Genomic DNA, 26,544 nt, shown 5'->3' on the forward strand with positions numbered 1-26,544 from the left:
AAGTCACTGCATGGAGAGGCGGATTCGGATCCGTCTTAGAACTGCTTGACCACCTTGAACATCACGCCATAGTCCTTCACGCCGTCCTGGTCGGCCGTGTAGCCGTTGGCGGACAGGTTGAGCAGGTCCTTGGCGTAGCCCACGCTGACGGTGCTGTTGTAGTTGAAGCGGCTGCGCTGGGTGGCATCCGGCAGTGCGAAGCGCGCATCCGGGGCACCAGCCAGGCTGGCCTGGCGCTGGCCGGCGCCGTAGAACAGGTTCGGCCCGCCCTGCAGGCGCACGCTGGCGTTCAGGCCGTTGGCGTGCTGATAGCCCAGCTTCACACCGCCGATGGCGTCCATCGCCGTGGTGGTGGCACCCGAGACGTTGAGGTTGTAGGCCCCGGCGCCTTGCTCGTTCACCGCGTGGTCGCGGGTCTGGCGCATGTCCAGGCCCATCATCGGCGTGACGGTGAAGCCCTTGGCCACTTCCACCGGCTTGCCCACCACGAAGTTGGCGCGGTACTTGTCCTGGCCGTTCTTCGAGGAGGCAGTCTCGTTGACGCTGCCGTAGTTGAGCGAGCGGCTCGATTCGAGACGATGTTGCTCGAACTGCAGGTCACCGGAGAGTTCCAGCCCGGCGGCGATCGGGTTGACGTACTGCACACCGGCGAACTGGCTCACGCCCGAGAGGCCGTTGCTGGTGGCGGCGTTGGAGCCGGCGTCGATGCTGGCCAGGTTGGCCACGCCGTAGCGCACGGCCACCTTGCCCTGGTCGCCCACGCTGAAGCGCGAGGACAGCACGGCCATGTCGTACTCGGAGCCGGCCAGGCGGGCGCCGGGGGTGCCACGGGTGACCATGTTGAAGCCCAGGCCGCTCGGGGTTTCCTTGACGTTGTCGGCCAGCACGTTGAAGCGGTTGCTGAGCACCTTGGCCTGGTTCATGGCCTGGCCGAAGCCCTGGCCGGTGAGCTGGCTCACGCCCTTGGTGACTTCGGCGGCGGTGGCCAGGTTCAGGCTCTGGAACACGGCGTTATTGCTGTAGGCACCTTCGAGGGCGGCGGCGGCGTCCTTGAGCTTGGCGTCGGTCACCACGTCCTGGTAGGCGTTCTTGGTCATCGTCACGTCGATGCCCTTGGCGTCCTGGGCGGCGTTGGCGGTCCAGACGGCGCTGTCGGACTGGATGTTCTGGGCGCCGGTGATATCAGTGCCCTGGAACACGTTGTCGAAGGTGACCGCCTTGGCGGCGGTGCCGGCGGCGAAGGCGGTGTCGACCTTGACCTCGGAGACGTCCAGATGGCTGCCACGCAGGGTGCCGGCCGTACCGTTGGCATTGGTGCCGACCTGGTAGCCGCGCAGCACCATGCGGGGCGCCGCTTCGGGTGTCGGCGTGGGCACCAAGCCCTGCCCGGGAAGCCCCTCCTGGGCCTCGATGGCCTTGTCGCTGCCAGTGATGGCCGCGGCGCTGCCCGGGGCAAAGATCGCGCAGCCGGTGTCACATTCCAGATTCACCGTGCCGTTGTTGACGACCTTGCCATTGCCGCCGAAGGCGTACGAATCATCGGCGTAGACGTTGATGACCCCCGTGGCGTTGTTGTAGATCCGGTTCGCGGCGTTGCTGCCCTGGATGCCGATCAGGCCCGTGCCGTTCGTGCCGTCCGCCTTGCCGGCTTCGGTGCCGACGTTGAGGGTGCCGGCGTTGATGATATTGGTGGTGTAGCTCGACGCGGCGCCCCGGATGCCAATCGCCCCGTCGCCCTGCACGTTGATCGTGCCTTCGTTGCCGAAACTGGTGGCGCGGCCCATGCTGATCAGTGCCTTCTCGGTGCCGTTCATCATGCCGTCGATCACGCCCGTCGAACGGTTGACCAGCCAGTTGTTCGGATTGTCGGTCACTTCGCCATGGCCGGTCTTGAGGGCGCTGTAGCCGTCGGTGGCCGTGATCGTGCCGGCGTTGTTGAACGTCTGGCCGCCAGGCAGGGAGCTGATGTTGACCAGCGCGCCTGTGCCCGGCGCCGTATTGCGCAGCGTGCCGCCCTCCTGATTGATGAGCTTGAGCCGGCCGTAGATGGCATCGCCCTCGCTCACGGTCCAGTCGCCGGTGTTGGCGATCTTGTTGGTATAGGATCCCGCCGTTGCGCTGCCGTGGAAGTTGCCTTCGTTAAAGAAGTTGTTGCCCGATACCAGCGACAGCAGCCCCACATTCATCGTGGCGCCGGCCCGGTTGTATCCCACGCCGCTCGTCACCGTGCCGGCCGTCAGCGTGCCCTTGTTCTCGAACTTCGCAAGTGTCAGCGGGGTGGAAGGCGACGAGAAGCTGGCGCCTTGCTGGTTGAGCAGCCAACGGCTGCGCATGTCCAGCGTGGCGGCGTTGGTCACTGCGCCATAGTTGGTGAGATGGTTGGCGGCGACATAACCCAGGGGGTCATCCAGCGTAACCGACTGGCCTGTTCCGGCAATGACGCCGGCAAGTGGCGTGGCCGTGCTCGGCGTGGCCCCCATATGCGAGTCGCTCGGGTCCATGGCCGCGCCGTTGAAGTTCACGCTGCCATGGTTGACGACCAGGCCGTTGCCTTCGGTATAGAAGGCGCGGCCCAGATCGGTGTTGACGTTGATGACCCCGCCCTGCTCGTTGATGGCGGTACCGCCGGCGAGTGCGCCGAGTCCGATCAATTGGTGCGCGGTGCCGTCGGCAACCGTTGCGGCGTCGGCGTCAAGATTGATGGTGCCGGTATTGACGGTCGTGCCGCCGGAGAGCGCCAGCATGCCGAAGCCGGAGTTCTTCACGCTGATCGTGCCCGTGTTGGTGGCCCTGGCATTTTCGCCGTAACCGGCGTCAGTGGAACCTGCCACCATGCCGGCGCCACGGTAATAGGACGTCGTGGTGGTATAGGGTGTGTGGCCGGTGATCTGGCCTTGGGCGTCGACGACAGCCACCGCGCCATTGAGCGATACGTGGCCGGCGTTCAGCGCGGTGCCGTTGGCGCTGGCGGACGGCCCGAATAGCCCTGCGCCCTCCAGGACGATGGAACCATTGGCGCCATTGGTGACCGTGCCGTAGTTGTTCGCCAACTGGGCATAGCCGGTATCGTTCGCCCATCGCACCGGAATCAGATTGAACCCGTTGCCCCAGCGCGGCGTGACAGTCGAGGTCAGCTGGATTTCTCCACTGTTGTCGGCAGTCGAACCTGCACCGCGTGCCAATTGCATGGCTGAGGACCGATTGTTGGACACTCTCGTGTTGCTCGCTGAAATCGTGCCGGTATTCTGCAAACGGGCCCCGTTGTCAGCCGACATGAGCATCGTGAAGTCCACGGTTGCGCGGATGGCACCGGCGTTGGAGATCGTGCTGCCGGCGCCGCCTGCGGCAAGAACCCCTGACTCGTTATAGGCGCTGCCCACGCTCGCCACATGGTCGATGTCGAGGACGGACGCCTCGGCCATCTGCAAGGCGCCGCCGCCCTGAACCGTGGCGAACTTGGTGTCCTGGCCCCATATGGAGTCGTTCTTGACGCTCGATTGACCGCTCAATGTCACGGCGCTCTTGCCGTTCACGGCGATGCCCGTCGGATTGATATGGTCCCTACTGGCGTCAGACGCCTCGAGTCGCACCGTGACGCCGTCATCCACATTGACAGTGTTGTTGTCCCCGGTGACGTGCAGGCCTGTCCATTGGCGCGACTGGCCGCTTCCATTGATCTGGCCGGTCGCGGCGATGCTGATCTTGCCATCCACCGAGACATGGTTGTCGTTGCCGCTGACGGACACGCCGCGGGTGACGGCGGAGGCATCCATTTGCACCCCGCTGGTGCCGATATCCTGATTGGCCACCGTGACATTGCCTTGGATCCTGACGTTGCCATGGTCGCCCTCGACCACCACGCCCTGGCCACCCTGCAGGACACCCGCTGCATTGCGGGCGACCGTGACGGCGATGTCGCCGTCCAGCGTGACATCCGCCCGGCTGCCGGCAATGCTGGCGCCGATGGCGTTCTGGCTGACCTGAATGTCCCCCGTGCTGGTAAAGCTTGTGAAGTCGCCTTCGGCGGGGTTGTCGGTGGCCACACGGATGCCGATGGAGCCGGCGTCCGCCACGTCGATCTTGGCTGCGGACTGTACCGTGGCGCGATTGCCGGTGATGTCGACGCCCCGGGCGCCGTCGCGCACGGTCAGCGTGCCGCTGAGGTTGGCGCTTGCGTCATCGCCGGTGATCGAGAACAGCGAGGAGCCGGCGCCAGTGCTGGTGGCGTCGATGTTGGACGCCTCGACGTCGGCACCGTTGCCGGTGATCCGGACGGCGGTGCCGCCGCCGTCCACCGTGACGGTGGTCGGTGCAGCGGCGTCCTTGCCACCGAGCGAGACCTTGGCGTTGTCGCCCGTCATGTCGACGCCGGTGGAGGCCGGCCCGGACACCGCGGTCGTGCCGTCCAGGGACACCGAGCCTTGATCGCCCTCGATCCTGACGCCCGTGCCGCCTTCGGAGACCGTGGTTTCGCCGCCGATGACCACCCTGGCGCCCTTGCCATGGATGGCGGTGCCGGTCGAACCCTCGCCGGAGATGGCGGTGTGGCCGTTGATAAGGAGCACGGTGTTGTCTTCATCCAGACGCAGGCCGGTGGCGCCGTTGGCGACCGCCAGGTTTTCGGTGCTATGAATGAGGGGCGCGGGCGGCTCCGTCGGAGTAACCGGGGCCGCCGGGGTAACAGGCGCGGCGGCATCGCTGTGGCTGCCGCTAAACAGCGCGGCAAGACCGGCGGCGCCGGCCACGATGCCCGAGCCAATCAAGGCCCGATGATCGGAAGAACCTGAATTTTCCTCGCAGGTGTCGGCAATCGGCATGCCATCGGCATCCAGTTGCGGCTCGCACACGGCGGCGTCCGGGGTGCCCGGGCCGACCTCGCCCAGCTCTTGCGTGGCAACCGGCTGTTCCGCCCAGGCGGCTTCGGCGCCAATCTCCTGCGCCATGCCGGTGGCTTGCATGGCAAGCAGGGCGGCCGCTACGGCCGTGGCGACGACGGCCTTGCGCACGCTGCTGCGCTTGCCGTGGGACTTGGCGATTTCGGAAACGGCAACCCAGGTGCCAAGGGATTCGTTAAAGACTGCGCGATAGGTGGTGTTCATTTCTGCTCTCCATGAGTGTGCATGGAGGGTAGAAATGAAGCGGTCTGCGCTGAATGGTAGAAACTTTAGAAACCGGGAGACGCCGGGGGGGCCCCCCCGATCCGGATCTATCCGATCACCCGAACGGGTTTCCGATCAACGCGCGCGCAGCGCATCCACGATATTCAGGCGCGACGCACGCAGCGCCGGCAGGAATCCGCCGATGAAGCCCATCGCCATCGAGAACAGCAGCGTCTTGACGACGATGCCGGGCGTGAGCAGGAAACGGAACGACAGGTCGGCAAAGGTCTGGAAGTTCGTCGTCGAAAATGACGCAAACTGCATCAGCGCCGCGCAGGCCAGCCCGGCCACGCCGCCGACAAAGCCCAGCAGCACCGCCTCGATAAGAAACGCCGCGAGCACATTGGTGCGCTGGAAGCCCAGCGCGCGCAGCGTGCCGATCTCGCCCACGCGATTGGCCACCGAGGCGTACATCGTGATCATGGCGCCAATCATCGCCGCCACGGAGAAGATCGTGGTCAGCGTCAGCCCAAGGATGTTGATGAAGGTGGAGAGCGCGCGCGACTGGTCGCTGTAGAACTGCTGCTCGCGCTTGGCCTCGTTGGCGAGGCGGGGGTCCACGTCGATGTCGGCCCGGAACTTGTCGAAGCCGTCCGCCTGGCCCAGCCGCACCACCATCGACGAATAGCTGGTGCGCCGGAACGACTGCATGAGCTGGTCTACATCGCCCCAGATCTCGGAGTCGAAGCCGCTGCCGCCGGCGTCGAAATGGCCCACCACGGTCCAGTCGCGCTGGGCAAAGCGCAGGTGGTCGCCAATGCGCACGTTGCCGAAGCCCTTGGCGATGCTGCTGCCGACGATGATCTCGGACGAACCCGGCCGGAACACGCGCCCGGCCGTGATGTGCACCTGCGGGCGCAGCGTCACGCCCTGCGGGGACACGCCACGGATCACCACGTTGGCCGGCGAGGCCGCGCCGCTCTTGGTCAGCGAAATCAGCACCACAGCCTCGCGCGAGGCCATGGGCCGGCCGTCCCGGTTCATTGCCACGGCCGGATGCATCTCCATGGCGGCCGCCTGGTCGCGCGAAATCGCGCTCTGGATCTCGGTTTCGGCACCCTTGCGGATCAACACCACGTTGTCCGGCTCGCCCGTGGTCACCAGCGTCTGCTTGAGGCCCGCGTCCAGCATCAGCATGGCGGCGAAGACAAACACCACCAGCGCCAGCCCGCCGGCCGTGAGCGTGGTGGTGAGCCGCCGGGCCCAGACGTTGCGCGCGATGTAGTGGAGCGGGATGACCATAGGAGGAGGGGGGAGGGAGCCGGGCCGGTCAGCCGATGGCCCGCAGGCCCTCGACAATGCGCACGCGCGCCGCCTGCACCGCCGGCACGATGGCCGCCGCCGCGCCCACCACCAGCGCGCACGCGGCCTGCATCACGGCGGTTTCTTGAGACACGGTGAACACCGGGAACACGCCGCCCACCGCCTGCTTGAAGAAACTGGCTGCCGGCGGTGTCAGCAACATGCCGATGGCACCGCCCACGATGCAGATCAACATCGACTCCCCGAACACCAGCATCGACAGGAAGCCCGGCCCGAATCCAAGTGCTTTTAGCGTCGCATATTCGGTGGTCCGCTCGCGGGCGCTCATCGCCATGGCATTCGCCATCACGGCCATCACGATCACGATCACCACGTAGGACACCACGCGGATGGCCGCGATGATCTGGTTGGACATCGCCACGAAACCGAGCTGGAACGCCTGCTCCGTCTCGGTCATGGTCTCGGCCAGCGAGTTGCGGAAGACATCGTCCACGCGGCGCGAGACCGCGGCGGCATTGTCCGGGTTGTCGATGCCGAGGATGAACACGCCCACCTGGTCCGGCTTGCCGACGGCCTTCTTGCGGATGCTCTCGTTCAGGTACTCGTAGTGGAACAGCATCTGCCGCGTGATGGTAGATTCGTCGCGGCCTTCCATGATGCCGCGCACGACGAAGTCCCACGTGCCGGGGTAGATCGTGCCCTTGAGCGGGATGACATCGCCGATCTTGAAGCCGTACTGGTCGGCCAATTGCCGGCCCACCAGCGCGCCCCGGCGGTCGCGCCGGTAGTCCGCGCGCTGTTCGGGCGGCAGGATCAGTTCGGGATACAGATCGATGTAGTTGTCCGAGACGGCGAATTGGGCGAAGAAGTTCTTCGGGTCGCGATAGGTGCCGGCGAACCAGCTTGAGCGGGCGACTTGCGTCACGCCCTCCACGCCCCGGATGCGATTTTCGTAGCTCAGCGGCAGCGGAAACACCAGCGAGATCGAGTTGCGCGTGACCAGCCGCGCGTTGGACGCCGCCGCCGCGCCCGCGTACCAGGCATCCACCACGGTCTGGAGCAGCCCGTAGGCCAGCACGGCGATCACCAGCCCAAGCACGGTCAGCGCCGTGCGCAGCTTGTGGCGCAGGGCGTTGCGGGCGATCAGCCGGGGCAGGTACATGGCGATGGGGTCCTGGGGTCCTGGTGTCCTGATGTCCTGGTGTCCTGGATCTGAGCCTAGCGCCGGCCGGCCAGCAGTTCGCCCTTTTCCAGGTAGACGAGCGAGCGCGCCGCCTCGGCCGCGTGGGCGTCGTGGGTGACCATGATGATGGTCTTGCCGGCCTCGGTATTGAGCCGTTGCAGCATGGCCAGGATCTCGGTGGCGGAGGTGCGGTCCAGGTCGCCAGTGGGCTCGTCGGCCACGATCAGCGTGGGGTCGGTGATCAGCGCGCGGGCAATCGCCACGCGCTGCTGCTGGCCGCCGGACAGCTCGGACGGGTAATGGTCCATCCGGTCCGCCAGGTTGACCATGCGCAGCACCATCTCCACGCGCTCGCGCCGCTCCTGGCGCGACAGGCGCGTCAGCATCAGCGGCAGCTCCACGTTCTCGTACGCGGTGAGCACCGGCATCAGGTTGTAGAACTGGAAGATAAAGCCGACGTGCGCGGCGCGCCAGTCGGCCAGCGAGGATTCCGGCAACCCGGCGATATCCACCCCGGCCACGCGCAGCTCGCCGCTGTCCGGGCGGTCGATGCCCGCGATCAGGTTCAGCAGCGTGCTCTTGCCCGAACCGGACGGCCCCATCAGCGCGATGAAGTCGCCTTCGGCGATATCGAGCGTGATATCGGACAGCACCGGCACCGTCTGCGCGCCGCGCCGGTACGACTTGGCGAGGTGGCGGATGGAGACGAGCGGTTCAGGGCGGTGGGTAGGATTGTGGGTCACGTCAGTCGTCACGTCACTTCTTCGCCACGGTGACCTTGCTGCCATCGGACAGCTTGTCGGCCGGCGCCAGCACCAGCGTGTCGCCGGGCTTCACGCCCTGCACGGCCACCAGCTCGCCCACGCGGGCGCCCTTGGTCACCGGCACCTGCCTGGCCTTGCCATCCACCACCTGGAACACCACCGGCTTGCCGTCGCGCTCGGCAATGGCGGCCGGCTGCACCGCCACCAGCGCCTTGCGGTCCTCGGGCGGCACCGGTTTGGAGAGGAAGGCGATCTTGGCGCTCATGTCCGGCAGCACGCGCGGGTCACGGTCGACAAATCGCACCTTGACCAGCACGGTGGCCTTCGAGCGGTCCACGGTGGGCACGATGCGCGACACCCGGCCGGCCATGCGCAGGTCGGGCAGGGCGTCCAGCAGCAGTTCCACGGGCTGGTCGACGATGATCCTGGCGATGTTGGACTCGGAGACATCGGCCTCGACTTCGAGGGTTTCCATGTCGGCGATGGTGACGACCGCGCCCTTGGTGTCCGACGCGGCCGAGAACGGCGTGATGTTGTCCCCGACGTTGGCGTGCTTGATCAGCACCACGCCGTCGAACGGCGCGCGGATCACGGTCTGCTCGACGGATACCTCCGCCGAGCGGGCGTTGGCCTGGGCGGAGGTGATGGACGCCTGCGAGTTGTTGATCGACGCGCGGGCCTTGTTGTAGCGGGCCAGGTCGGCGTCGTACTGCTGCACCGAGATGGCCTTGGGCGCCAGCAGCGTCTCGGAGCGGCGCAGGTTCACCTCGGCATCGCGCAGTTCGGCCTGCTGGAGTTGCAGGTTGGCCTGCGCCACCTGCACCTGCGCCCTGGCCTGGGCCAGCGACGCCTCCACGTCCCGGCTCTCGATCCGGGCGATGATCTCGTCCTTCTTGACGCGCGAGCCCTCCAGCACGCCCAGCCATTCGAGCCGGCCCTGCGCCTTTGAGGCCAGCGCCGCCTTGCGCTGCGGCACCACGTAGCCGGTGGCGTTCAGCAGGGTGTAGTTCTGGGAGGGGTAGGCGCTGGAGACGGTGACCACCTCCACCGCCTGCGGGCCGGCCAGCCGGGCGCCAATGCCGATCACGGCCAGCACGACCACGGCAATGGCCGCGTAGCGGAGCCAGCGGCGGCGCCCACGCGGCGCGGGCGCCATGGCACTGCGATCGATTTTCAGCCTGCTCAGGTCTTGATCAGCCAATTTTTCAACCGGTAGGGTGCGGAAAAGGGGCTGACAGTATAGCGCCGTGTGATCCCGGCGCCGGAAGCCGCCGGGAACTCAGAGCAGCTTGCCCGGATTCATGATGCCGCTGGGGTCGAACACCTGCTTGATGGCGCGCATCAGGCGCAGTTCGAGCGGGTCTTTCAGCGCCAGGAACGAGTCCCGCTTGAGCTGGCCGATGCCGTGCTCGGCGCTGATGCTGCCGTCGTAGCGGGCCACTTCGTCCAGCACGTCCTCGCTGACCGCCTTGCCCTCGTTGAGCGCCCATTTCGCGTCCGCGCCGAGCGGGCGCGACAGGTTGTAGTGCAGGTTGCCGTCGCCAAAATGGCCGAAGATGAACGGGCGGATGCCCGGGTGCTTCGCCAGCAGCCGGGCCTCCATCGACGCCATGAAGGCCGGAATCCGCTCGATCGGCAGCGAGACATCGTGCTTCAGGTGCAGCCCGTCGGCGCGCTGGGCCTCGGAGATTTCCTCGCGCAGCCGCCACAGGCTCTGCAACTGGGCCAGCGAGGCCGAGACGGCCGCGTCCAGGCAGAGACCCTGCTCCAGCGCGTCGCCAATCACGGACTCCAGCAGGGCATTGAGCACATCCTCGGGCGCCGTATCGGCGATTTCCACCAGCACATAGGCGGGATGGCGTTCCGGGAAGGGCGCCTGCACGCCTTCGGCATGGGTCAGCACCAGTTCCAGACAGTCGCCCGTAAAGAACTCGAAGGCCTGGAGCCGGGCGCCGCAACGGGCGAACAGCAGCGAGAACAGCTTCAGCGCCTGCTCGGACGACGCCACCGCGGCCAGCACCACGGCGCGGGAATCGGCGCGCGGCAGCAGGCGCAGCGCGGCAGCCGTGATCACGCCCAGCGTGCCTTCCGAGCCAATCAGCAGTTGCTTGAGGTCGTAGCCGGTGTTGTCCTTGCGCAGCGTGCGCAGGCCGTGGAAGACCTCGCCATCGGGCAGCACCGCCTCCACGCCCAGCACCAGCTCGCGCGTCATGCCGTAGCGCACCACGTTCACGCCGCCGGCGTTGGTGGCGAGGTTGCCGCCGATCTGGCACGAGTCCTCGGCCGCCAGCGAGAGCGGGAACAGCCGGTCGGCCTCCTCGGCGGCGCGGCGCAGGTTGCCGAGAATGCAGCCGGCCTCCACGACCATGGTGTTGGCGATGGTGTCGATCGAGCGGATCTTGTCCATGCGGTCCAGGCTCAGGATCACGTTGACGGGCCGGCTGTCCGGCGCGGCACCGCCGCACAGGCCGGTATTGCCGCCGCGCGGCACCACCGGCACGCCGGCCTGCTGGCACCGCGCCAGCGCCCGGGAGACCTGCTCGGTCGTGCGCGGCCGGATCACGGCCTGCGCCTGGCCCTTGTAGAGGCCGCGCCAGTCGCTGGTCCACGGCGCCACGTCATCGGGCGCGGTGGCCACCACGTCGGGGCCAAGGGTGTCGGTCAGGCGTTGCAGGAAGGCGGCGTCGGACATGGGATACCTATCTATATATAGAGGGGGTTCAGGCGGCGGCCCGCAGCGGCAGGCCAAGCCGCGCGGCGGCATTGCGAAGATGGGCGGCAGCGGCCAGCCGGGCGGCCTCGGGGTCCGCCGCGCGGATCGCCTCGAAGATCGCCACGTGCTCGCCATGCACCTGCTCGGGCAGCCCCGGCTGCCGCTGGGAATTGCCGCGCGCGGTGCGCACGGCGTGGTGCAGCTGCAGGTTCAGGTACTGGAGCAGGTCCTGGTAGTACTTGTTGTGGGTGGCGGCGGCCACGGCCACGTGGAACTGGGTGTCGGATTCGGCACCCCGGTCGATGTCGTGCAACTGGGCGGCAAGGGTACCGAGCAGGTCGGCCATGCGCTGGAGATCGTCGTCGGTCCGGCGCCGCGCGGCCATCGCGGCGGCGGCGCTTTCCAGGTCCAGACGCAGTTCGTAGATCGCCGCCAGATCGGCGGCATCGGCGCCGGCCTGGCCGGAGAGCCGGAACCCGGCATCGCTGACGCGCGCGCGCACGGTGCTGCCCAGCCCCTGACGGCTCTCGATCATCCCTTGCGAGCGCAGGTGCTCGGTCACCTCCCGGATCACGGCGGTGCTGACGCCGTAGCGCTCGGCCAGCTGCTTGCCGGTGGGCAGGCGGGCGCCAACCGGATACACGCCATCGGCAATCTCGGCGCGGAGCTGCTGGATGACGCGTTCGGTGAGGGTGATGGGGCGGGTTGTCTGCATGGGGTGAGACGTTACACTTTTATGGTTATATGAAAACTAGGGGTAAACGTTAGGTTTTGGGTCTTTGCGGGGTTGGCTTTTGTTCGCAACGCACAATAGCCAACACCGCTTACTTCAACGCCCCCCGAGCCGCCTCCAAATTCCCCCTGACCCTCCGAGCCGTCTCAGATTCCGCCGGCAGCAACCGATAAAGCCGCTCCCAATACCCAATCGCCTCCGCCAACGCCCCCCGCTCAGCCGCATCTGTCCCCGCCAGCGCCAGCGCCTTCGGCTCATCCCCATCCAGCGCCAGTGCCGCGCGCACCTGCTCCATTGGCGCGCCCTCCAGTTGCCCCCCAGCCGCGCTGGCCAGCGCATCGGCATAGTCGGCCCGCAGCGCCGCCGCATCCGGCACCAGCGCCACGGCCTTCGCGTAGGCCGCCGCCGCGTCGTCAAACCGTTCCAGCGCCGTATAAGACCTCGCCAGCATGTACCAGCCGTTGGCATCGCCCGGCTCCTGCCGCAGGCGCAGGGCCAGCCGGGACACCATGGCGTCGATTTGCTGCATGTCTACGGTGTGCCCATCGCCAGCCGGCAGCGTGGCCGGCGTGCAGGCCCAGGCTGCGCGGACCATGCCGGGGTTGCCGAGGTGGAGGTAGAGCAGCATCGCCCCGCCCGGCAGCAGGGCCAGCGAGGCGGCGACTACCCAGCGGGACCGCCCCGGTGGCGCAACTAGATCAGCCAATTCCGGCGGATCGGTGCGAGGACGAAACACGGCCCGATGCCGCCGCCTCGCCCGCACCACGACCACGGCGGTGCCGAGTACCAGCAGGGCCGGCCCGAACCACAGCAGCCACGTCAAGGGCCGCACCGGCGGGTCGTAGAGCACGAAGTCGCCATAGCGCTGCACGAGGAAGTCCTTCACGGCGGTCTCACTCGCGCCACCGCGCAGTTGTTCGCGGATCTGGCTGCGCAGGTCCACCGCGAGGTCGGCGTTGGAATCGGCCAGCGTCTGGTTCTGGCAGACCACGCAGCGTAGCTGTTCCGCCAGCGCATGCACGCGGGCGTCCAGTTTGGCGGCATCGTCGGCGCCGTGGGCGGCGCACGCCATCCAGAGCAGGCAGGCGAGCGCCAATCTACGCATGGCCGGGCTCCCGTTCCAGCGTGCGCAGCAGCGGCAGGATCTTCTGCTCCAGCACCTGCGGCGTCACCGGCCCCACCTGCCGGTAGCGCACCACCCCGGCACGGTCGATGACATAGGTTTCCGGCACGCCATACACGCCCAGGTCGATGCCGGCCTTGCCATCCGCGTCCACCAGCGACGCCACGTACGGATCGCCCATGCGCCGCAGCCAGTCGCGCGCGGCGTCGGGCTGGTCCTTGTAGTTCAGGCCGACCAGCGGCACCTCGGACTTGCCTGCGAAGTCGGTCAGCACCGGATGTTCGACGCGGCACGCCGTGCACCAGGACGCCCACACGTTCAGCATCCACACCTTGCCCTTGAGATCGGATGTGGCGCGTACTTCACTGGAAGCTTTCAGCAGCGGCAACCGCAACGCCGGGGCGGGCTTGCCGACCATCGCCGATGGCAGTTCGCGCGGATCATGCCGCAGCCCGGCAGCCAGCGCGGCGGCCAGGGCCAGGAAGACGGCGAGAGGGAGGAGGAAGCGCGTCATCGCAGCGGCTCCCGGGTGGTGGCCAGCGGCACGGCGGGGCGCGGGGTCGGGAGCGCGGCCTCCGTCACCACCTCCACCGTCCGCCGCCGGTAACGCCGGTCGCAAGCCGCCAGCACGCCGCCGAGCGCCATCAGCACGCAGCCGCCCCAGATCCATCCGACAAACGGCTTCACGTGGAGCCGCACCGCCCACTGGCCGTCGGCCACCTGTTCGCCTATCGCCACGTAGAGGTCGCGGGTAAAGCCATTGTCGATGGCGGCCTCGGTGGTCGGCATGTCCTGGCTGCGGTAGACGCGCCGTTCCGGCGCCAGCGTGGCCACCGTCCGCCCGTCGCGGCTGGCCACCAGCGTGGCGCGGAACGCCGCGTAGTTGGGGCCGCGCACCGGCGCCACGCCCTCGAAGCGGAACGCATAGCCGCCCACGCTGACCACCTCGCCGGCCCGCATCGGCAGTTCGCGCAGGCTTTCCTGGCTTTTCACCAGCGTTACCCCGGCGATAAACACGCCCACGCCGACATGCGCGAGCAGCATCCCGTAATACCCGGCCGGCAACTGCCGCAGGGCCGCCCAGCCGCGATGACGCAGCCGGCTGGCGAGGCTGGTCAGCCCGCTGGCCACGCACCAGGTGGCCAGCCACAGCCCGAGCCCGGTCAGCGCGGAGCCGTTGCGCAGCATCGCCAGCAGCGCCAGGGCCACCAGCAGGCTGCCGATGGCGGCCCAGCGCAGCCGCGCGGCCAGGTCGGGCAGGGCGGCGTGGCGCCAGCGCACCAGCGGGGCCACGCCCATCAGCAGCACGGCCGGCGCCATCAGCGGCACGAAGACCTGTTCGAAGTAAGCCGGCCCCACCGAGATCTTGCCGAGGCCGAGCACGTCCAGCAGCAGCGGATAAAGCGTGCCGAGCAGCACCGTGGCCGCCGCCACGGCCAGCAGCACGTTGTTGGCCAGCAGGAAGGATTCCCGCGACACCGCCGCAAACGCCGCGCGCACCGACACGCGCGGCGCGCGCCAGGCATAGAGCGCCAGCGCGCCGCCCGTGATGGCGCCGAGCAGGGCGAGGATGAACACGCCGCGCGTCGGGTCCACGGCGAAGGCATGCACGGACGTCAGCACCCCCGAGCGGACCAGGAAGGTGCCGAGCAGGCTCAGCGAGAACGTGAAGATGGCCAGCAGCGCGGTCCACGCGCGGAAGGCGCCGCGTTTCTCGGTGACGGCCAGCGAGTGCATCAGCGCCGTGCCGGCGAGCCAGGGCATCAGCGAGGCATTCTCCACGGGGTCCCAGAACCACCAGCCGCCCCAGCCCAGTTCGTAGTAGGCCCAGGCGCTGCCGAGCAGGATGCCGAGGGTCAGGAAGCTCCACGCCAGCGTGGTCCACGGCCGCGCCCAGCGCGCCCAGGCGGCGTCCAGCCGCCCGCCCAGCAGCGCAGCCACGGCGAAGGCGAAGACCACGGCAAAGCCCACATAGCCCATATAGAGCTGGGGCGGATGGAACACCATGCCGGGGTCCTGCAGCAGCGGGTTCAGGTCGCGCCCCTCCATGGCCGGCGGCAGCAGGCGGATGAACGGGTTGGAGGCGAACAGCAGGAACAGCAGGAAGCCCACGCTGATGGCGCCCAGCACACCGATCACGCGGGCCCGCAGCGCCGGCGGCAGGCCGCGGCTGAAGCGCGCCACGGCCAGCGTCCAGAGCGCCAGCATCAGCGTCCACAGCAGCATCGAGCCCTCGTGCCCGCCCCAGACCGCCGCCGCGCGATAGATCGCCGGCAGCGCGGTATTCGAGTTGGCCGCCACGTAGCGCACGCTGAAGTCGTTGTCGAGGAAGGCCAGGGTCAGCGCGCCATAGGCCGCCAGCACCAGCAGCGCCTGGGCCACGGCGGCGGGGCGGGCCACGGCCATCAGCGTGGCGTCGCCGCCCGGACCCCGCGCGGCGCCGGCAATCGGCAGCACCGCCTGCATCACGGCAACGAACAGCGCGAGGATCAGGGCGAAGTGGCCGAGTTCGACGATCATCGTGGCGTGGCCTCCGGGGTGCGTGCCCTGGTCTGGGCGGCCTGCTTCAGGGCCTCGGCGGCCTCGGGCGGCATGTAGTTCTCGTCGTGCTTGGCCAGCACTTCGGTGGCCTGGAACACGCCGTCGCGTAGCTGGCCACGCGCCACCACGCCCTTGCCTTCGCGGAACAGGTCCGGCAGCAGGCCGCGATAGACCACCGGCACCTGCCGCACGGTGTCCGTGACGATAAAGCGGATGGTCATGCCGTCGCCCTCGCGGCGCAGCGAGCCGGTCTCGACCAGCCCCCCCAGCCGGAACGCGCGCCCGGCCGGGGCTTCCTGCGCGGCCACCTGCGTCGGGCTGAAAAAGAAGACGAGGTTGCCCCGGAAGGCGTTGAGCACGAGCGCCGTGGCCACGCCGGCGCAGGCCAGCGCGGCCAGCAGCCAGCCGAGGCGACGGCGCCGCGTTGTCGTTGTCATGCGCGGTGATCGTCGCCAGCCGCCAGCCGCCGCGCGGCCCGCGCGCGCCGGGCCAGCAGCATCATTTCCAGCCCCAGCGCGGCAAACGCCACCCCGAAGGCGCCGGCCACATAGCCCAGATGGGGCGAAGACAGCAGCAGGTTCAGCATGATCGGCTCCGGTTCTCGCTACGCCAGCCGTGGCTCGGCGCGCTCGCGCAGGATGCAGCGCACGCGCACCAGCGCCACGGCAATCGTGTACATCCAGCAGGCCAGCGTCATCAGCAGCATGCCGGCCAGCATGGTGTGCGCCATGGACGGCGCGGCAGTCAGGCTCACCGACGCGCCCTGGTGCAGCGTGTTCCACCACTGCACCGAGAAATAGATGATGGGAATGTTCACCACGCCGACCAGCGCCAGCACCGCGCAGGCACGTTCGGCGCGGCGCGGGTCGTCGATGGCGTTCTCCAGCGCGAGGAAGCCGAGGTAGAGGAACAGCAGGATCAGTTCGGAGGTCAGCCGGGCGTCCCAGACCCACCACGTGCCCCAGGTCGGCTGGCCCCACAGCGCGCCAGTCCAGAGCGCGATAAAGGTGAACAGCGCGCCGGTGGGCGCCAGCGCGGAGGCCATCATCGACGAGAGCCGCGTGCGCAGCACCAGCGCCAGCGCGCAGTAGCCGGCCATCACCAGGTAGATGAACATCGACATCCACGCCGCCGGCACGTGGATGAAGATGATGCGGTAGACCTCGCCCTGCTGGGCGTCCGTGGGCGCCACGCCGAAGCCGACATACAGCCCGGCGATCAGACACAGCGCTGCGGCCATGGCGAACCACGGCGCCAGCCGCCGGGCCAGCGGGTCGAAGCGGGCCGGGGAGGCGTAGGCCAGCCAGCGCGACCGGGAGGGCTGGGCCAGTCTGGCGGAGCGGGGCAGGTCGGCCGAGGATCCCATCGTCTCACTCCATGGCAATGCGCAGGCCGGCAGCGGCGGCCGGCGGACACAGGCACAGCGCCAGCGCCAGGCAGGCGCCCAGCAGCGACAACTGCGGCATGACGTCGAGCCCTGCATCCGCCGCCGCGCCGGCCCCGGCGCCAAAGACCAGCACCGGCACGCAGAGCGGCAGGACGAGGATGCACAGCAGCACCGCGCCGCCGCGCACGCCCAGCGTCAGCGCCGCGCCCACCGCGCCGATCAGGCTCAACACCGGCGTGCCGATCAGCAGCGACGCCGCCAGCATCCACGTCGCCCCGGCCGGCAGCGAATACTGCTGGGCCAGCACCGGCGTCAGCAGCAGCAGCGGCAGGCCGCTGGTCAGCCAGTGCGCGCAGATCTTGGCCAGCACCAGCAGCGCCAGCGGCGCCGGGGACAGCAGCATCTGCTCCAGGCTGCCTTCGGCATGGTCGGCGGCGAACAGGCGCGAGAGCGACAGCATCGACGCCAGCAGCGCCGTCACCCACAGGATGCCGGGGGCCAGCGCGCGCAACTGCTGCGGATCGGGGCCGATGGCGAGCGGAAACAGGCTGGCGGCGATGACGAAGAAGACCAGCGTGGCGACGAGGCCGTCGCGCCGGCGCCAGGCCAGTTTCAGGTCATGGACGAGCGTGGCGCCGAAGGCATGCATCAGGCGGTGCCCTCCAGCGCGAGCCCGCGCAGGCTGCCGCGCGCCGTTGCCAGTGGCAGCGCCAAGGGGCCATGCAGGGCGATCACGGCCATGCCGCCGGCGTCCAGATGGGCATCGAGGCGGGTGCGGAAGTGGTCGGCGGCGGGGGCGTCTAGCGCCGCCAGCGGCTCATCCAGCAGCCACAGCGGGCGGGGCGTGAGGGCCAGCCGTGCCAGCGCGATGCGCCGCCGCTGGCCCTGGGAGAGCGTGCGCAGCCGCGCATCGGCCATCCGCGCGAGCCCCGCATCGGCCAGCGCCGTCCGCGCCGCCTCCGGCGTGACCCGGTGCCCGGCAAGCCGCGCCGCGTAGACCAGTTGCTCGATGGCGCTCATGTCGGCATCGAGCCCGTTGTGGTGGCCGAGGTAGGCCACCGAACGCCCATAGTCCGGATCGCCGCCGCGCACGGGCCGGCCTTGCCAGGTCACGGCGCCGGCCAGCGGCACCAGCAGCCCGGCCAGCACCCGCAGCAGCGTGGACTTGCCGCTGCCGTTGGGCCCGGTCAGGGCGATGGCCTGCCCGGGCGCCAGGTCGAGGTCGATGCCACGGAATACGGCGCGGCCGGCGCGGGCAAAGGCGAGCTGGTGGGCCGCGAGCATGGGGCGGGCCTCAGCCGGAACGGGGTCGGGCGCGGGAACGGGAACGGCAGGGCGCGGCGTGGGTCATTCGCTGCCCTCGGCCTTGGAGACATCGGGCAGCCGGTGCGCAATGCCCTTGTGGCAGTCGATGCAGGTCCGCTCCTTGTTGGCGAGGTAGGTGGAGTGCATGGTCTGGGCGCGCGGGCTCTGCCGGGTGAAGTCCATCGACTGGTAGTCATGGCAGTTGCGGCATTCGAGCGAGTCATTGGCCTTGAAGCGTGCCCACTCGTGCTGGGCCAGTTCCAGCCGGTGGGACTGGAACTTCTCGCGGGTGTCGATGGTGCCGAAGATCTTGGCCCAGACCTCCTTCGACGCCTGCATCTTGCGGGCCATCTTGTCGGTCCAGTTGTGCGGCACGTGGCAGTCCGAGCACTTGGCGCGCACGCCGCTGCGGTTGGTGAAGTGGATGGTGCCCTGCAGCTCCTGGTACACGTTGTCGCGCATCTCGTGGCAGCCGGTGCAGAACTTCTCGGTATTGGTGAACTCCAGCGCCGTGTTGAACGCGCCCCAGAACACCACGCCGGCAATGAAGCCGCCCAGCGTCAGGAAGCCGAGGCTGAAATACGCGCTGGGGCGGTTGATGGTGCGCCAGTATCGTTTGAGCAGGTCGAGCATCGCGCTAGTCCGCCAGGTCTTATTTCTTGGCTGCAGTGCCCTTGGGCGCCGCCGGTTTCTTCAGCATGGTCTCCACGTCCGTGAACGTGTTGCCGACCAGCGGCTTGGCGTCGGCCTGCGGCACGTGGCACTGGGTGCAGAAGTAGCGCCGGGGCGAGACATCGGCCAGGACGTTGTTGTTCCGGTCCATATAGTGCGTGATACTCACTGGAATGGCCTGGGTCTCCTCGGTGCGGGTGCGCGCGTGGCAGAACATGCAGCGGTTGTAGTCCTTGTCGAGCTGGTAGCCGTCGATCTTGTGCGGGATGGTCGGCGGCTGCATGGTGTAGTTGCGGTTGCGGCGCACGTCCTTGTTCTCGGTGGGATAGAGCAGGGGCGGCTTGGACTCGCTGCCGATGGGCGTGGGGCCGCGCATGGCATCGGTGAGCCCGCGCCCCTCGGACTGGGCCTGGGCGCCGGCCAGGACGAAATGGCTGGCGAGGATCCAACCCATCCAGACTGTTGATCGCATGGCGTGGCCCCCTATACCTTCACGATCTTGACCGCGCACTTCTTGAAGTCGGTCTGGAGCGAGATTGGGCAGGTGGCGTCCAGCGTCACCTTGTTGATCAGCTGGCTGGCGTCGAACCACGGCACGAAGACCAGCCCGCGCGGCGGCTGGTCGCGCCCGCGCGTCTCGATCCGGGAGCGCATGCGCCCGCGCCGGGACACCACCTCCACCTCCACGCCGCGCCGCAGCCCCATCGCCCTGGCATCCTCGGGATGCATGAACACCACGGCGTTCGGGAAGGCGCGGTACAGCTCCGGCACGCGGCGGGTCATCGAGCCGGAATGCCAGTGCTCCAGCACCCGGCCCGTGGCCAGCCAGAACGGGTATTCCTTGTCCGGCGACTCGGCGGCGGGCTCGTAGGGCAGGGCGAAGATGACCGCGCGGCCATCCGGGTTGCCGTAGAACTGGAAGCCGGTGCCGGCCTTTACATAAGGGTCGCTGCCCTCGCGGTAGCGCCACAGGGTCTCCTTGCCGTTGACCACGGGCCAGCGCAGGCCGCGCGCCTCGTGGTAGGCATCGAACGGGGCCAGGTCGTGGCCGTGGCCCCGGCCGAAGCTCGCATATTCTTCAAAAAGTCCTTTCTGGATGTAGAACCCGAACGCCTTGGCCTCATCGTTGTGATAGGCCGGGTTGACTTCCTTGAGCGGGAACTTGTCCACCTGGCCGTTGCGGTAGAGCACATCGAACAGCGTCTTGCCCTTGACCTCCGGCATCTTGGCGATCAGGTCCGCCGGCCAGACTTCCTCGATCTTGAAGCGCTTGGAGAACTCCACCAGCTGCCACAGGTCCGAGCGGGCCTCGCCGGGGGCATCGACCAGTTGATGCCAGAACTGGGTGCGCCGCTCGGCGTTGCCGTAGGCGCCTTCCTTCTCCACCCACATGGCGGCGGGCAGGATCAGGTCCGCCGCGAGCGCGGTCACGGTGGGGTAGGCGTCCGAGACCACGATGAAGTTCTCCGGGTTCCGGTAGCCCGGCAGCCCTTCCTCCATCAGGTTGGCCGCCGCCTGCATGTTGTTGTTCACCTGCACCCAGTACGCGTTGAGCTTGGCGTCCTTGAGCATGCGGTTCTGCAGCACGGCGTGGTAGCCGGGCTTCTCGGGGATGGTGCCAGCCGGGATCTTCCAGATCCGTTCGGCGGTCTCGCGGTGCTTGGGGTTGGCCACCAGCATGTCCGCCGGCAACCGGTGCGAGAACGTGCCCACCTCGCGCGCGGTGCCGCAGGCCGAGGGCTGGCCGGTCAGCGAGAACGGGCTGTTGCCCGGCGTGGCGATCTTGCCGGTCAGCAGGTGGATGTTGTAGACCATGTTGTTGGCCCAGCTGCCGCGCGTGTGCTGGTTGAAGCCCATGGTCCAGAACGACACCACCTTGATGTTGGGGTCGGCGTAGAGGGCGGCCAGCTGTTCGAGCTTGTCGCGCGGCACGCCGGAGAGCTTGCTGACGGTGGCTACGTCGTACTTCGCCACGAACCTGGCGAAATCGTCGAACGAGATCGGCGTGGCGGCGTTGGGGTCCGCCGCGTTCTTGGCCTTCTTCTGCAGCGGGTGGTCCGGGCGCAGCCCGTAGCCGATGTCGGTCACGCCCTGCTTGAACACCGTGTGCTTGTTGACGAAGTCCTTGTTCACCTTGTTGTTGGTGATGATGTAGTGGGCGATGTAGTTCAGGATCGCCAGGTCGGTCTGCGGCGTGAAGATGATCGGCAGGTCGGCCAGTTCATAGGAGCGGTGGGTGAAGGTGGACAGCACCGCCACGCGGGTCTTGGGCGCGGAGAGGCGGCGGTCCGTTACCCGGGTCCACAGGATCGGGTGCATCTCGGCCATGTTCGAGCCCCAGAGCACGAAGGCGTCGGCCACTTCGATGTCGTCGTAGCAGCCCATCGGCTCGTCCATGCCGAAGGTGCGCATGAAGCCGGCCACGGCGGAGGCCATGCAGTGCCGGGCGTTCGGGTCGATATTGTTGGTGCGGAAGCCGGCCTTCATCAGCTTGGAGGCCGCGTAGCCCTCCCAGATCGTCCACTGGCCCGAGCCGAACATGCCGACCGCCGTGGGGCCTTTCTCCTTCAGCACGCGCTTGAACTGGGCCGCCATCACGTCGAACGCCTTGTCCCAGCTCACCGGCTGGAACTCGCCATTCTTGTCGTACTGGCCGTTCTTCATGCGCAGCAGCGGCTTGGTCAGCCGGTCCTGCCCGTACATGATCTTGGAGAGGAAGTAGCCCTTCACGCAGTTCAGGCCCTTGTTGACCTCGCACAGCGGGTCGCCCTGGGTGGCCACCACCTTGTTTTCCTTGACCGCCACGGTCACGCCGCAGCCGGTGCCGCAGAAGCGGCAGGGCGCCTTGTCCCATTTCAGGCGGGTCAGGTCGCTGTCCGTGACGAAGTTGGCCGCGTCCGCGCCCAGCGGAATGCCGCCCACCGAGGCGGTGGCGGCCACGGCGGTCTGCTTAATAAAGTCCCGGCGAGTGACTTTCATCGACAATCTCCGTGTCCATGTCGCACGCATCCTCGTTGTGCTGGTAGACCAGGGTGGCCGCCAGCACGCCGTCCAGCTGATGGAGGAACGTCAGATGCGCCGCGATGGCGCGTGAGGTGGGGGCTTCCAGCGTGACGACGAGCTTGCCGGCGTCGCTGGCGGCGTGGATCTCGGCACCGGCCAAACCGGCGATGGCGCCGCGCACGGCATCGAGGCTCGCCGGCTGGGTGTGCACGAGCACGCCGGCGATGTGCCACTGCTGCGCATCGAAAACGCCGTCGGCGCCGTCGGTGCCGGGTTCGCTGCTCGGTGAGCCGGCTTCTCCCGGCTGCGCCGTGGGGCGTGGCGGCTCGGGGGGGGAATGCGTGGTACCTGGCATGACTGTCCTTGCGGCGGCAGGCCGCGTCGTTCAGTGCTACAGGAACTGCAGGCGTCACCCCAACGGGCGACGTCGATCCATGCCAATCAATGCGTGGGCGGGCCGCTGACGAGCTGGGTCATCCAGACGATGAACCCGTACCCGGCCACGATGATGACGGACAGCACCGGCACCATCACGGCGGTCAGGAACAGGAAGCTCCGGAGTTCTTCTTTCTTGCGCTGCGGATCGTCGGCGACAGCCATCGCAAAGTCCGGCATGGATTTCGTGGGGACCGGATCATTTAAGGCAGCGCATCCGGTGGTGTCAAGCGCGCTTTGGGCCAATATGGCACGGCGTGATGTGTGGAGGCGGACTGATACGTCAGAGACCGCCCCCGGGGCGAGCCTCAGGGCTCGTTGCCGAACGCTGCCTGCGCGCGTGTCCAGGCGCGGGCCTGCTCGCTGATGGAAACACCCAGGCCGGGGCGCGTGGGCACGACGATGCGGCCGTCGCGGATCTCCAGCCTTTCGTTGAACAGCGGTTCGAGCCAGTCGAAATGCTCGACCCACGGCTCGCGCGGATACGCCGCCGCCAGGTGCACATGCAGCTCCATGGCGAAGTGCGGCGCAATCATCAGCCCGGCGTGGTCAGCCAGCGCCATCACCTTGAGGAAGGGCGTGATGCCGCCCACGCGCGGCGCGTCCGGCATCAGGTAGTCAGCGGCGCGGTGGCGGATCAGGTCCCAGTGCTCGGCGGCGCTGGTCAGCATCTCGCCCGTGGCGATCGGGGTGTCGAACTGCGTGGCCAGCGCGGCGTGGCCCTCATGGTCGTAGGCGTCCAGCGGTTCCTCGATCCAGACCAGGTTGAACGACTCGAAGGTGCGGCACATGCGCTGCGCGGTGGGGCGGTCCCACTGCTGGTTGGCATCGACCATCAGCGGCACGGCATCGCCCAGGTGCTCGCGCACGGCGGCTACGCGGCGCAGGTCCTCGGCGCGGTCTGGCTGGCCCACCTTGAGCTTGATGCCGCCGATGCCGCGCTCGACGGATGCCGCCGCGTTGACCTTGAGCTGGTCCAGCGGGGTGTGCAGGAAGCCGCCCGAGGTGTTGTAGCAGCGCACGGCGTCCCGGTGGGCGCCCAGCAGCTTGGCCAGCGAGAGCCCGGCGCGCTTCGCCTTCAGGTCCCAGAGCGCTACGTCGATGGCGCCGATGGCCTGCGTGGACAGCCCGCTGCGTCCTACCGAGGCGCCGGCCCAGCAGAGCTTGTCCCAGAGCCGGGCGATGTCGCTGGCGTCCTCGCCCAGCAGGGCCGGGGCGATCTCGCAGGCGTGGGCGTACTGGCCGGGGCCGCCGGCCCGCTTGGCATAGCTGAAGCCGAGCCCGGCGTGGCCGTCGGCGGTGCGGATCTCGGCGAACAGGATGGCCACCTCGGTCATCGGCTTCTGCCGGCCGGTCAGCACCTTGGCGTCGCTGATCGGGGTGGCGAGCGGCAGATAGCAGGAGGAAAGGCGAATCCAGGCGATCGAATCGGGAGACATGCAGGTTCCTTTTCGGGGTATGACAACGTTGTCATTTTTAGGCAAAAAGCCTTGCTAAAATGTGTCGCATCGGCCACGTTATCTTGGTTCCAGGCGCAAACTGGCGCCAGTTCAGGCAATCGTCGGTAGAATGCTAACGTTGTCATACAACTGGGTCAACCCATCCAATCTGCTCAAACCCGCCCGAGCCCGCATGCCCCAAGCCCCTGCATCCAAGTCCGTCACGCTCCATGATGTCGCCCGCCAGGCCGGCGTCTCGCTGATTACCGCCTCGCGCGCGCTGAGCAATCCGGGCATGGTGTCCGAGGCAACCATCGCCCGCGTGCGCGAGGCCGTGGCGGTGACCGGCTACATCCCGAACCTGCTGGCCGGCGGGCTGAAGTCCCGCAAGAGCCTGATGGTGGCCGCGCTGGTGCCGGACATCGCCGTGCAGCAGTTCCTGCCGACCGTGAAGGCGCTGACCGATGCGCTGGACGCCGCCGGCTACCAGCTGATTCTCGGCCAGACGGGCTATGACCATGCCCGGGACAAACGGGAGGAGGCGCTGCTCGCCACGATGATCAGCCGCCGCACGGACGGCATCGTGGTCACCGGCCTGATCCATTCGCAGACCGCGCGCGACCAGTTGCGCCGCGCCGGCATTCCGGTGGTGGAAACGTGGGATTTGAGCGATCGTCCTGTGGACATGGCGGTGGGCTTCTCGCACCTCAAGGTGGGCAGCGCCATCGCCGGCTACTTCCTGGGGCAGGGGCGGCGCCGGCTGGCCATTGCCACCGGCGACGACCAGCGGGCCGCCGTGCGGCGCGAGGGCTTCCTGTCCACCGTGGGCCACGACGTGCCGACCGTGGTGGTGCCCGCGCCAAGCAGCCTCGAATACGGCCGCAGGGCGCTGGGCGACCTGCTGGCGCAGGACCCGCACATCGAGGCGATCTATTGCAGTTCCGACCAGCTCGCGCAGGGTGTGATGATCGAAGCACACGCGCGCGGCCTGCGCATGCCGCAGGATCTGGCGATCTGCGGCTTCGGCGACGCCGATTTCGCCGCGCATATGAACCCGCCGCTGACCACCGTCCACGTGGATGGCGCGCAGATCGGCGAACTGGCCGCGCGGCAGTTGCTGGCGCGCTTCCGGGGCGAGGCGGTGCCGGAGCCGGTGATCGACGTGGGCTTCCGCATCATCGAGCGGGGCACCACGTAAGGGCCGGTGCTAGTGCGCCGCTTCTGGCGGCGTGGCCCCGGCGCCGGCCTTGTCATGCGTGCCGAAGCGCTCCACCATCGTCACGCTGGCCCGGTTCAGGCCGGTGACCTCCACCGCCACGCCGTTGCGGCGGAACTTGTGGACGATGCGGTCGAGCGCCTCGATCGCCGTGATATCCCAGAAATGCGCGTGGGACAGGTCCAGCCGCACCTGGCTGACCGGTTCGCGGAAGTCGAACGCCGCCACCAGTTGCTCGGACGAGGCAAAGAACACCTGTCCGCGCACCGTATAGCGGCGGGTCTGGCCGTCGGGGTCCAGCGTAGGATCCAGCGTGGCGTCCACGTGCAGCACACGCCGCACCTTGGCGGCAAAGAAGACCGCGCTCAGCAGCACGCCCACCAGCACCCCCAGCGCGAGGTTGTGCGTGGCCACCACCACGATGACCGTGGCTACCATCACCACCGACGAGCTTTTCGGATGGGTGGCGAGGTTGCGCACCGAGCGCCAGCTGAAGGTGCTGATCGACACCATGATCATCACCGCCACCAGCGCCGCCATCGGAATCTGCTTGACCCACGGCCCCAGGAAGACCACCAGCACCAGCAGCAGCGCGCCGGCCACGAAGCTGGACAGCCGGCCCCGGCCGCCTGACTTCACGTTGATGATGGACTGGCCGATCATGGCGCAACCGGGCATGCCGCCCAGCACGCCGGCGACGATATTGGCGATGCCCTGGCCCCGGCATTCCTTGTTCTTGTCGCTGGCCGTGTCGGTGAAGTCATCGACGATGGCGGCCGTCATCAGCGACTCCAGCAGCCCGACCACGGCAATCGCCACCGAGTACGGGAAGATGATGCGCAGCGTCTCCAGCGTGAACGGCACGGCTGGCAGGGCGAAGCTGGGCAGGTGGTCCGGGAAGGCGCCCATGTCGCCCACCGTGCGGACATCGAGCCCGAGCAGGGCCGCGATGACCGAAATCACCACGATGCAGACCAGCGGCGACGGCACCGCCCGGGTCAGGCGCGGGAACAGGTAGATGATGGCCAGCCCGCCTGCCGTCAGCGCGTAGACCGCCAGCGGCGCGCCGATCAGCTCCGGCAACTGCGCCAGGAAGATCAGGATGGCCAGCGCGTTGACGAAGCCGGTGACCACGGAGCGCGACACGAAGCGCATCAGCCCGCCCAGCCGGAGCAGGCCCGCGCCGATCTGGAACAGGCCGGCCAGCAGCGCGGCGGCGAACACATATTGCACGCCATGATCCTTGACCAGCGAGGTGATCAGCAGCGCCACCGCGCCCGTCGCGGCGGAAATCATGCCGGGCCGGCCGCCCACGATGGCGGTGACCACGGCAATGGCGAAGGCCGCGTACAGGCCGACCTGCGGATCGACGCCGGCGATCAGCGAAAACGCGAGCGCTTCCGGAATCAGGGCCAGGGCGACCACGGTGCCTGCGAGCAGGTCGCCACGGATATTCGACAGCCATTCCTGGCGGAGGGTATGTAAAGACATTGGGGGCTTGAAGCGGAGGATGGGGCGGATTGATGCGGCGCGTCATTGTAAGGGCATTCGGCTAATCGTTGACGGCTCAAGCGCCTCGCCATTGCAACCGAGTTGCGTTAATATCGG

At 68.2% G+C, this 26,544-nt stretch carries 23 protein-coding genes; 1 reads left to right on the top strand and 22 read right to left on the bottom strand.

The window, feature by feature from the left end; translation table 11 throughout:
• Window positions 1–35: 35 nt before the first annotated feature.
• The 21 genes from KHO18_RS12730 to KHO18_RS12835 form a co-directional block, all read right to left on the bottom strand.
• Entirely contained in the window at window positions 36–5,099 is a 5,064-nt protein-coding gene (locus KHO18_RS12730; RefSeq protein ID WP_211943304.1) for an ESPR-type extended signal peptide-containing protein, read from the bottom strand.
• A gap of 135 nt (window positions 5,100–5,234) precedes the next feature.
• On the bottom strand, window positions 5,235–6,401 hold the full coding sequence (locus KHO18_RS12735; RefSeq protein ID WP_144195394.1) for an ABC transporter permease: 1,167 nt from the start codon (window positions 6,399–6,401) through the stop codon (window positions 5,235–5,237).
• 28 nt (window positions 6,402–6,429) lie between these two features.
• Window positions 6,430–7,584 (bottom strand): ABC transporter permease, encoded by a 1,155-nt coding sequence (locus tag KHO18_RS12740; RefSeq protein ID WP_144195392.1) that lies wholly within the window; start codon window positions 7,582–7,584, stop codon window positions 6,430–6,432.
• Window positions 7,585–7,640: 56 nt separating this feature from the next.
• Entirely contained in the window at window positions 7,641–8,360 is a 720-nt protein-coding gene (locus tag KHO18_RS12745; RefSeq protein WP_244844757.1) for an ABC transporter ATP-binding protein, read from the bottom strand.
• Window position 8,361: 1 nt separating this feature from the next.
• On the bottom strand, window positions 8,362–9,570 hold the full coding sequence (locus KHO18_RS12750) for an efflux RND transporter periplasmic adaptor subunit (RefSeq protein ID WP_144195388.1): 1,209 nt from the start codon (window positions 9,568–9,570) through the stop codon (window positions 8,362–8,364).
• A 78-nt stretch (window positions 9,571–9,648) separates the two neighbouring features.
• Window positions 9,649–11,061, bottom strand: a complete 1,413-nt coding sequence (locus KHO18_RS12755) for an FAD-binding oxidoreductase (protein ID WP_211943305.1) — start codon at window positions 11,059–11,061, stop codon at window positions 9,649–9,651.
• Between the two features lie 28 nt (window positions 11,062–11,089).
• Window positions 11,090–11,797 carry a FadR/GntR family transcriptional regulator gene (locus tag KHO18_RS12760; RefSeq protein WP_144195384.1) on the bottom strand — a complete coding sequence of 236 codons (708 nt, stop codon included), beginning with the start codon at window positions 11,795–11,797 and terminating at the stop codon, window positions 11,090–11,092.
• Between the two features lie 109 nt (window positions 11,798–11,906).
• A complete protein-coding gene (locus KHO18_RS28740) occupies window positions 11,907–12,920 on the bottom strand; it encodes a cytochrome c-type biogenesis protein CcmH (RefSeq protein ID WP_377731461.1) in 1,014 nt (337 codons plus the stop codon).
• On the bottom strand, window positions 12,913–13,452 hold the full coding sequence (locus KHO18_RS12775) for a DsbE family thiol:disulfide interchange protein (protein WP_144195382.1): 540 nt from the start codon (window positions 13,450–13,452) through the stop codon (window positions 12,913–12,915). Before KHO18_RS12775 ends, KHO18_RS28740 begins: the two co-directional genes overlap by 8 nt.
• Window positions 13,449–15,458 (bottom strand): heme lyase CcmF/NrfE family subunit, encoded by a 2,010-nt coding sequence (locus KHO18_RS12780; protein ID WP_211943306.1) that lies wholly within the window; start codon window positions 15,456–15,458, stop codon window positions 13,449–13,451. The genes KHO18_RS12775 and KHO18_RS12780 overlap by 4 nt, the downstream gene beginning before the upstream one ends.
• Window positions 15,455–15,916 (bottom strand): cytochrome c maturation protein CcmE, encoded by a 462-nt coding sequence (gene ccmE, locus KHO18_RS12785; RefSeq protein ID WP_211943307.1) that lies wholly within the window; start codon window positions 15,914–15,916, stop codon window positions 15,455–15,457. Before ccmE ends, KHO18_RS12780 begins: the two co-directional genes overlap by 4 nt.
• Window positions 15,913–16,065, bottom strand: coding sequence for a heme exporter protein CcmD (gene ccmD, locus KHO18_RS12790; protein ID WP_144195376.1), 153 nt, complete (start codon window positions 16,063–16,065; stop codon window positions 15,913–15,915). The genes ccmE and ccmD overlap by 4 nt, the downstream gene beginning before the upstream one ends.
• 18 nt (window positions 16,066–16,083) lie before the next feature.
• Complete coding sequence (locus KHO18_RS12795; protein ID WP_211943308.1) at window positions 16,084–16,845, bottom strand: heme ABC transporter permease; 762 nt, start codon at window positions 16,843–16,845, stop codon at window positions 16,084–16,086.
• Between the two features lie 4 nt (window positions 16,846–16,849).
• Entirely contained in the window at window positions 16,850–17,515 is a 666-nt protein-coding gene (gene ccmB, locus KHO18_RS12800) for a heme exporter protein CcmB (protein ID WP_144195372.1), read from the bottom strand.
• A complete protein-coding gene (ccmA, locus tag KHO18_RS12805) occupies window positions 17,515–18,150 on the bottom strand; it encodes a cytochrome c biogenesis heme-transporting ATPase CcmA (RefSeq protein ID WP_144195370.1) in 636 nt (211 codons plus the stop codon). The genes ccmB and ccmA overlap by 1 nt, the downstream gene beginning before the upstream one ends.
• Before the next feature lie 63 nt (window positions 18,151–18,213).
• Window positions 18,214–18,804 carry a cytochrome c3 family protein gene (locus tag KHO18_RS12810; protein ID WP_144195368.1) on the bottom strand — a complete coding sequence of 197 codons (591 nt, stop codon included), beginning with the start codon at window positions 18,802–18,804 and terminating at the stop codon, window positions 18,214–18,216.
• Window positions 18,805–18,823: 19 nt separating this feature from the next.
• Window positions 18,824–19,297 carry a nitrate reductase cytochrome c-type subunit gene (locus KHO18_RS12815; protein WP_244844761.1) on the bottom strand — a complete coding sequence of 158 codons (474 nt, stop codon included), beginning with the start codon at window positions 19,295–19,297 and terminating at the stop codon, window positions 18,824–18,826.
• 29 nt (window positions 19,298–19,326) lie between these two features.
• The gene (gene napA / locus KHO18_RS12820) at window positions 19,327–21,822 is read right to left on the bottom strand and encodes a periplasmic nitrate reductase subunit alpha (RefSeq protein ID WP_144195364.1); all 2,496 of its coding nucleotides are present in this window, start codon (window positions 21,820–21,822) and stop codon (window positions 19,327–19,329) included.
• On the bottom strand, window positions 21,794–22,201 hold the full coding sequence (locus tag KHO18_RS12825; RefSeq protein ID WP_144195362.1) for a chaperone NapD: 408 nt from the start codon (window positions 22,199–22,201) through the stop codon (window positions 21,794–21,796). Before KHO18_RS12825 ends, napA begins: the two co-directional genes overlap by 29 nt.
• A gap of 86 nt (window positions 22,202–22,287) precedes the next feature.
• The gene (gene napE / locus KHO18_RS12830) at window positions 22,288–22,446 is read right to left on the bottom strand and encodes a periplasmic nitrate reductase, NapE protein (protein ID WP_144195360.1); all 159 of its coding nucleotides are present in this window, start codon (window positions 22,444–22,446) and stop codon (window positions 22,288–22,290) included.
• A gap of 143 nt (window positions 22,447–22,589) precedes the next feature.
• On the bottom strand, window positions 22,590–23,720 hold the full coding sequence (locus KHO18_RS12835) for an L-talarate/galactarate dehydratase (RefSeq protein WP_211943310.1): 1,131 nt from the start codon (window positions 23,718–23,720) through the stop codon (window positions 22,590–22,592).
• Window positions 23,721–23,913: 193 nt separating this feature from the next.
• Between KHO18_RS12835 and KHO18_RS12840 the strand changes: the two genes are divergently transcribed.
• Window positions 23,914–24,918: a LacI family DNA-binding transcriptional regulator gene (locus KHO18_RS12840; protein WP_211943311.1), complete on the top strand. Its 1,005-nt coding sequence runs from the start codon at window positions 23,914–23,916 to the stop codon at window positions 24,916–24,918.
• Between the two features lie 9 nt (window positions 24,919–24,927).
• On the opposite strand, the gene KHO18_RS12845 is transcribed toward KHO18_RS12840, so the two are convergent.
• A complete protein-coding gene (locus KHO18_RS12845) occupies window positions 24,928–26,427 on the bottom strand; it encodes a SulP family inorganic anion transporter (protein WP_211943312.1) in 1,500 nt (499 codons plus the stop codon).
• Between the last annotated feature and the right edge of the window lie 117 nt (window positions 26,428–26,544).

Source organism: Cupriavidus campinensis, assembly GCF_905397395.1.
GTDB classification, from domain to species: Bacteria; Pseudomonadota; Gammaproteobacteria; order Burkholderiales; family Burkholderiaceae; genus Cupriavidus; species Cupriavidus campinensis.

What these genes read in the sequence shown, in the direction of transcription:
- KHO18_RS12730 (WP_211943304.1), bottom strand. Translation starts at nt 5,099, where the DNA reads ATGAACACCACCTATCGCGCAGTCTTTAACGAATCCCTTGGCACCTGG.
- KHO18_RS12735 (WP_144195394.1), bottom strand. Translation starts at nt 6,401, where the DNA reads ATGGTCATCCCGCTCCACTACATCGCGCGCAACGTCTGGGCCCGGCGG.
- KHO18_RS12740 (WP_144195392.1), bottom strand. Translation starts at nt 7,584, where the DNA reads ATGTACCTGCCCCGGCTGATCGCCCGCAACGCCCTGCGCCACAAGCTG.
- KHO18_RS12755 (WP_211943305.1), bottom strand. Translation starts at nt 11,061, where the DNA reads ATGTCCGACGCCGCCTTCCTGCAACGCCTGACCGACACCCTTGGCCCC.
- KHO18_RS12760 (WP_144195384.1), bottom strand. Translation starts at nt 11,797, where the DNA reads ATGCAGACAACCCGCCCCATCACCCTCACCGAACGCGTCATCCAGCAG.
- KHO18_RS28740 (WP_377731461.1), bottom strand. Translation starts at nt 12,920, where the DNA reads ATGCGTAGATTGGCGCTCGCCTGCCTGCTCTGGATGGCGTGCGCCGCC.
- KHO18_RS12775 (WP_144195382.1), bottom strand. Translation starts at nt 13,452, where the DNA reads ATGACGCGCTTCCTCCTCCCTCTCGCCGTCTTCCTGGCCCTGGCCGCC.
- KHO18_RS12780 (WP_211943306.1), bottom strand. Translation starts at nt 15,458, where the DNA reads ATGATCGTCGAACTCGGCCACTTCGCCCTGATCCTCGCGCTGTTCGTT.
- ccmE (WP_211943307.1), bottom strand. Translation starts at nt 15,916, where the DNA reads ATGACAACGACAACGCGGCGCCGTCGCCTCGGCTGGCTGCTGGCCGCG.
- ccmD (WP_144195376.1), bottom strand. Translation starts at nt 16,065, where the DNA reads ATGCTGAACCTGCTGCTGTCTTCGCCCCATCTGGGCTATGTGGCCGGC.
- KHO18_RS12795 (WP_211943308.1), bottom strand. Translation starts at nt 16,845, where the DNA reads ATGGGATCCTCGGCCGACCTGCCCCGCTCCGCCAGACTGGCCCAGCCC.
- ccmB (WP_144195372.1), bottom strand. Translation starts at nt 17,515, where the DNA reads ATGCATGCCTTCGGCGCCACGCTCGTCCATGACCTGAAACTGGCCTGG.
- ccmA (WP_144195370.1), bottom strand. Translation starts at nt 18,150, where the DNA reads ATGCTCGCGGCCCACCAGCTCGCCTTTGCCCGCGCCGGCCGCGCCGTA.
- KHO18_RS12810 (WP_144195368.1), bottom strand. Translation starts at nt 18,804, where the DNA reads ATGCTCGACCTGCTCAAACGATACTGGCGCACCATCAACCGCCCCAGC.
- KHO18_RS12815 (WP_244844761.1), bottom strand. Translation starts at nt 19,297, where the DNA reads ATGGGTTGGATCCTCGCCAGCCATTTCGTCCTGGCCGGCGCCCAGGCC.
- napA (WP_144195364.1), bottom strand. Translation starts at nt 21,822, where the DNA reads ATGAAAGTCACTCGCCGGGACTTTATTAAGCAGACCGCCGTGGCCGCC.
- KHO18_RS12825 (WP_144195362.1), bottom strand. Translation starts at nt 22,201, where the DNA reads ATGCCAGGTACCACGCATTCCCCCCCCGAGCCGCCACGCCCCACGGCG.
- napE (WP_144195360.1), bottom strand. Translation starts at nt 22,446, where the DNA reads ATGGCTGTCGCCGACGATCCGCAGCGCAAGAAAGAAGAACTCCGGAGC.
- KHO18_RS12835 (WP_211943310.1), bottom strand. Translation starts at nt 23,720, where the DNA reads ATGTCTCCCGATTCGATCGCCTGGATTCGCCTTTCCTCCTGCTATCTG.
- KHO18_RS12840 (WP_211943311.1), top strand. Translation starts at nt 23,914, where the DNA reads ATGCCCCAAGCCCCTGCATCCAAGTCCGTCACGCTCCATGATGTCGCC.
- KHO18_RS12845 (WP_211943312.1), bottom strand. Translation starts at nt 26,427, where the DNA reads ATGTCTTTACATACCCTCCGCCAGGAATGGCTGTCGAATATCCGTGGC.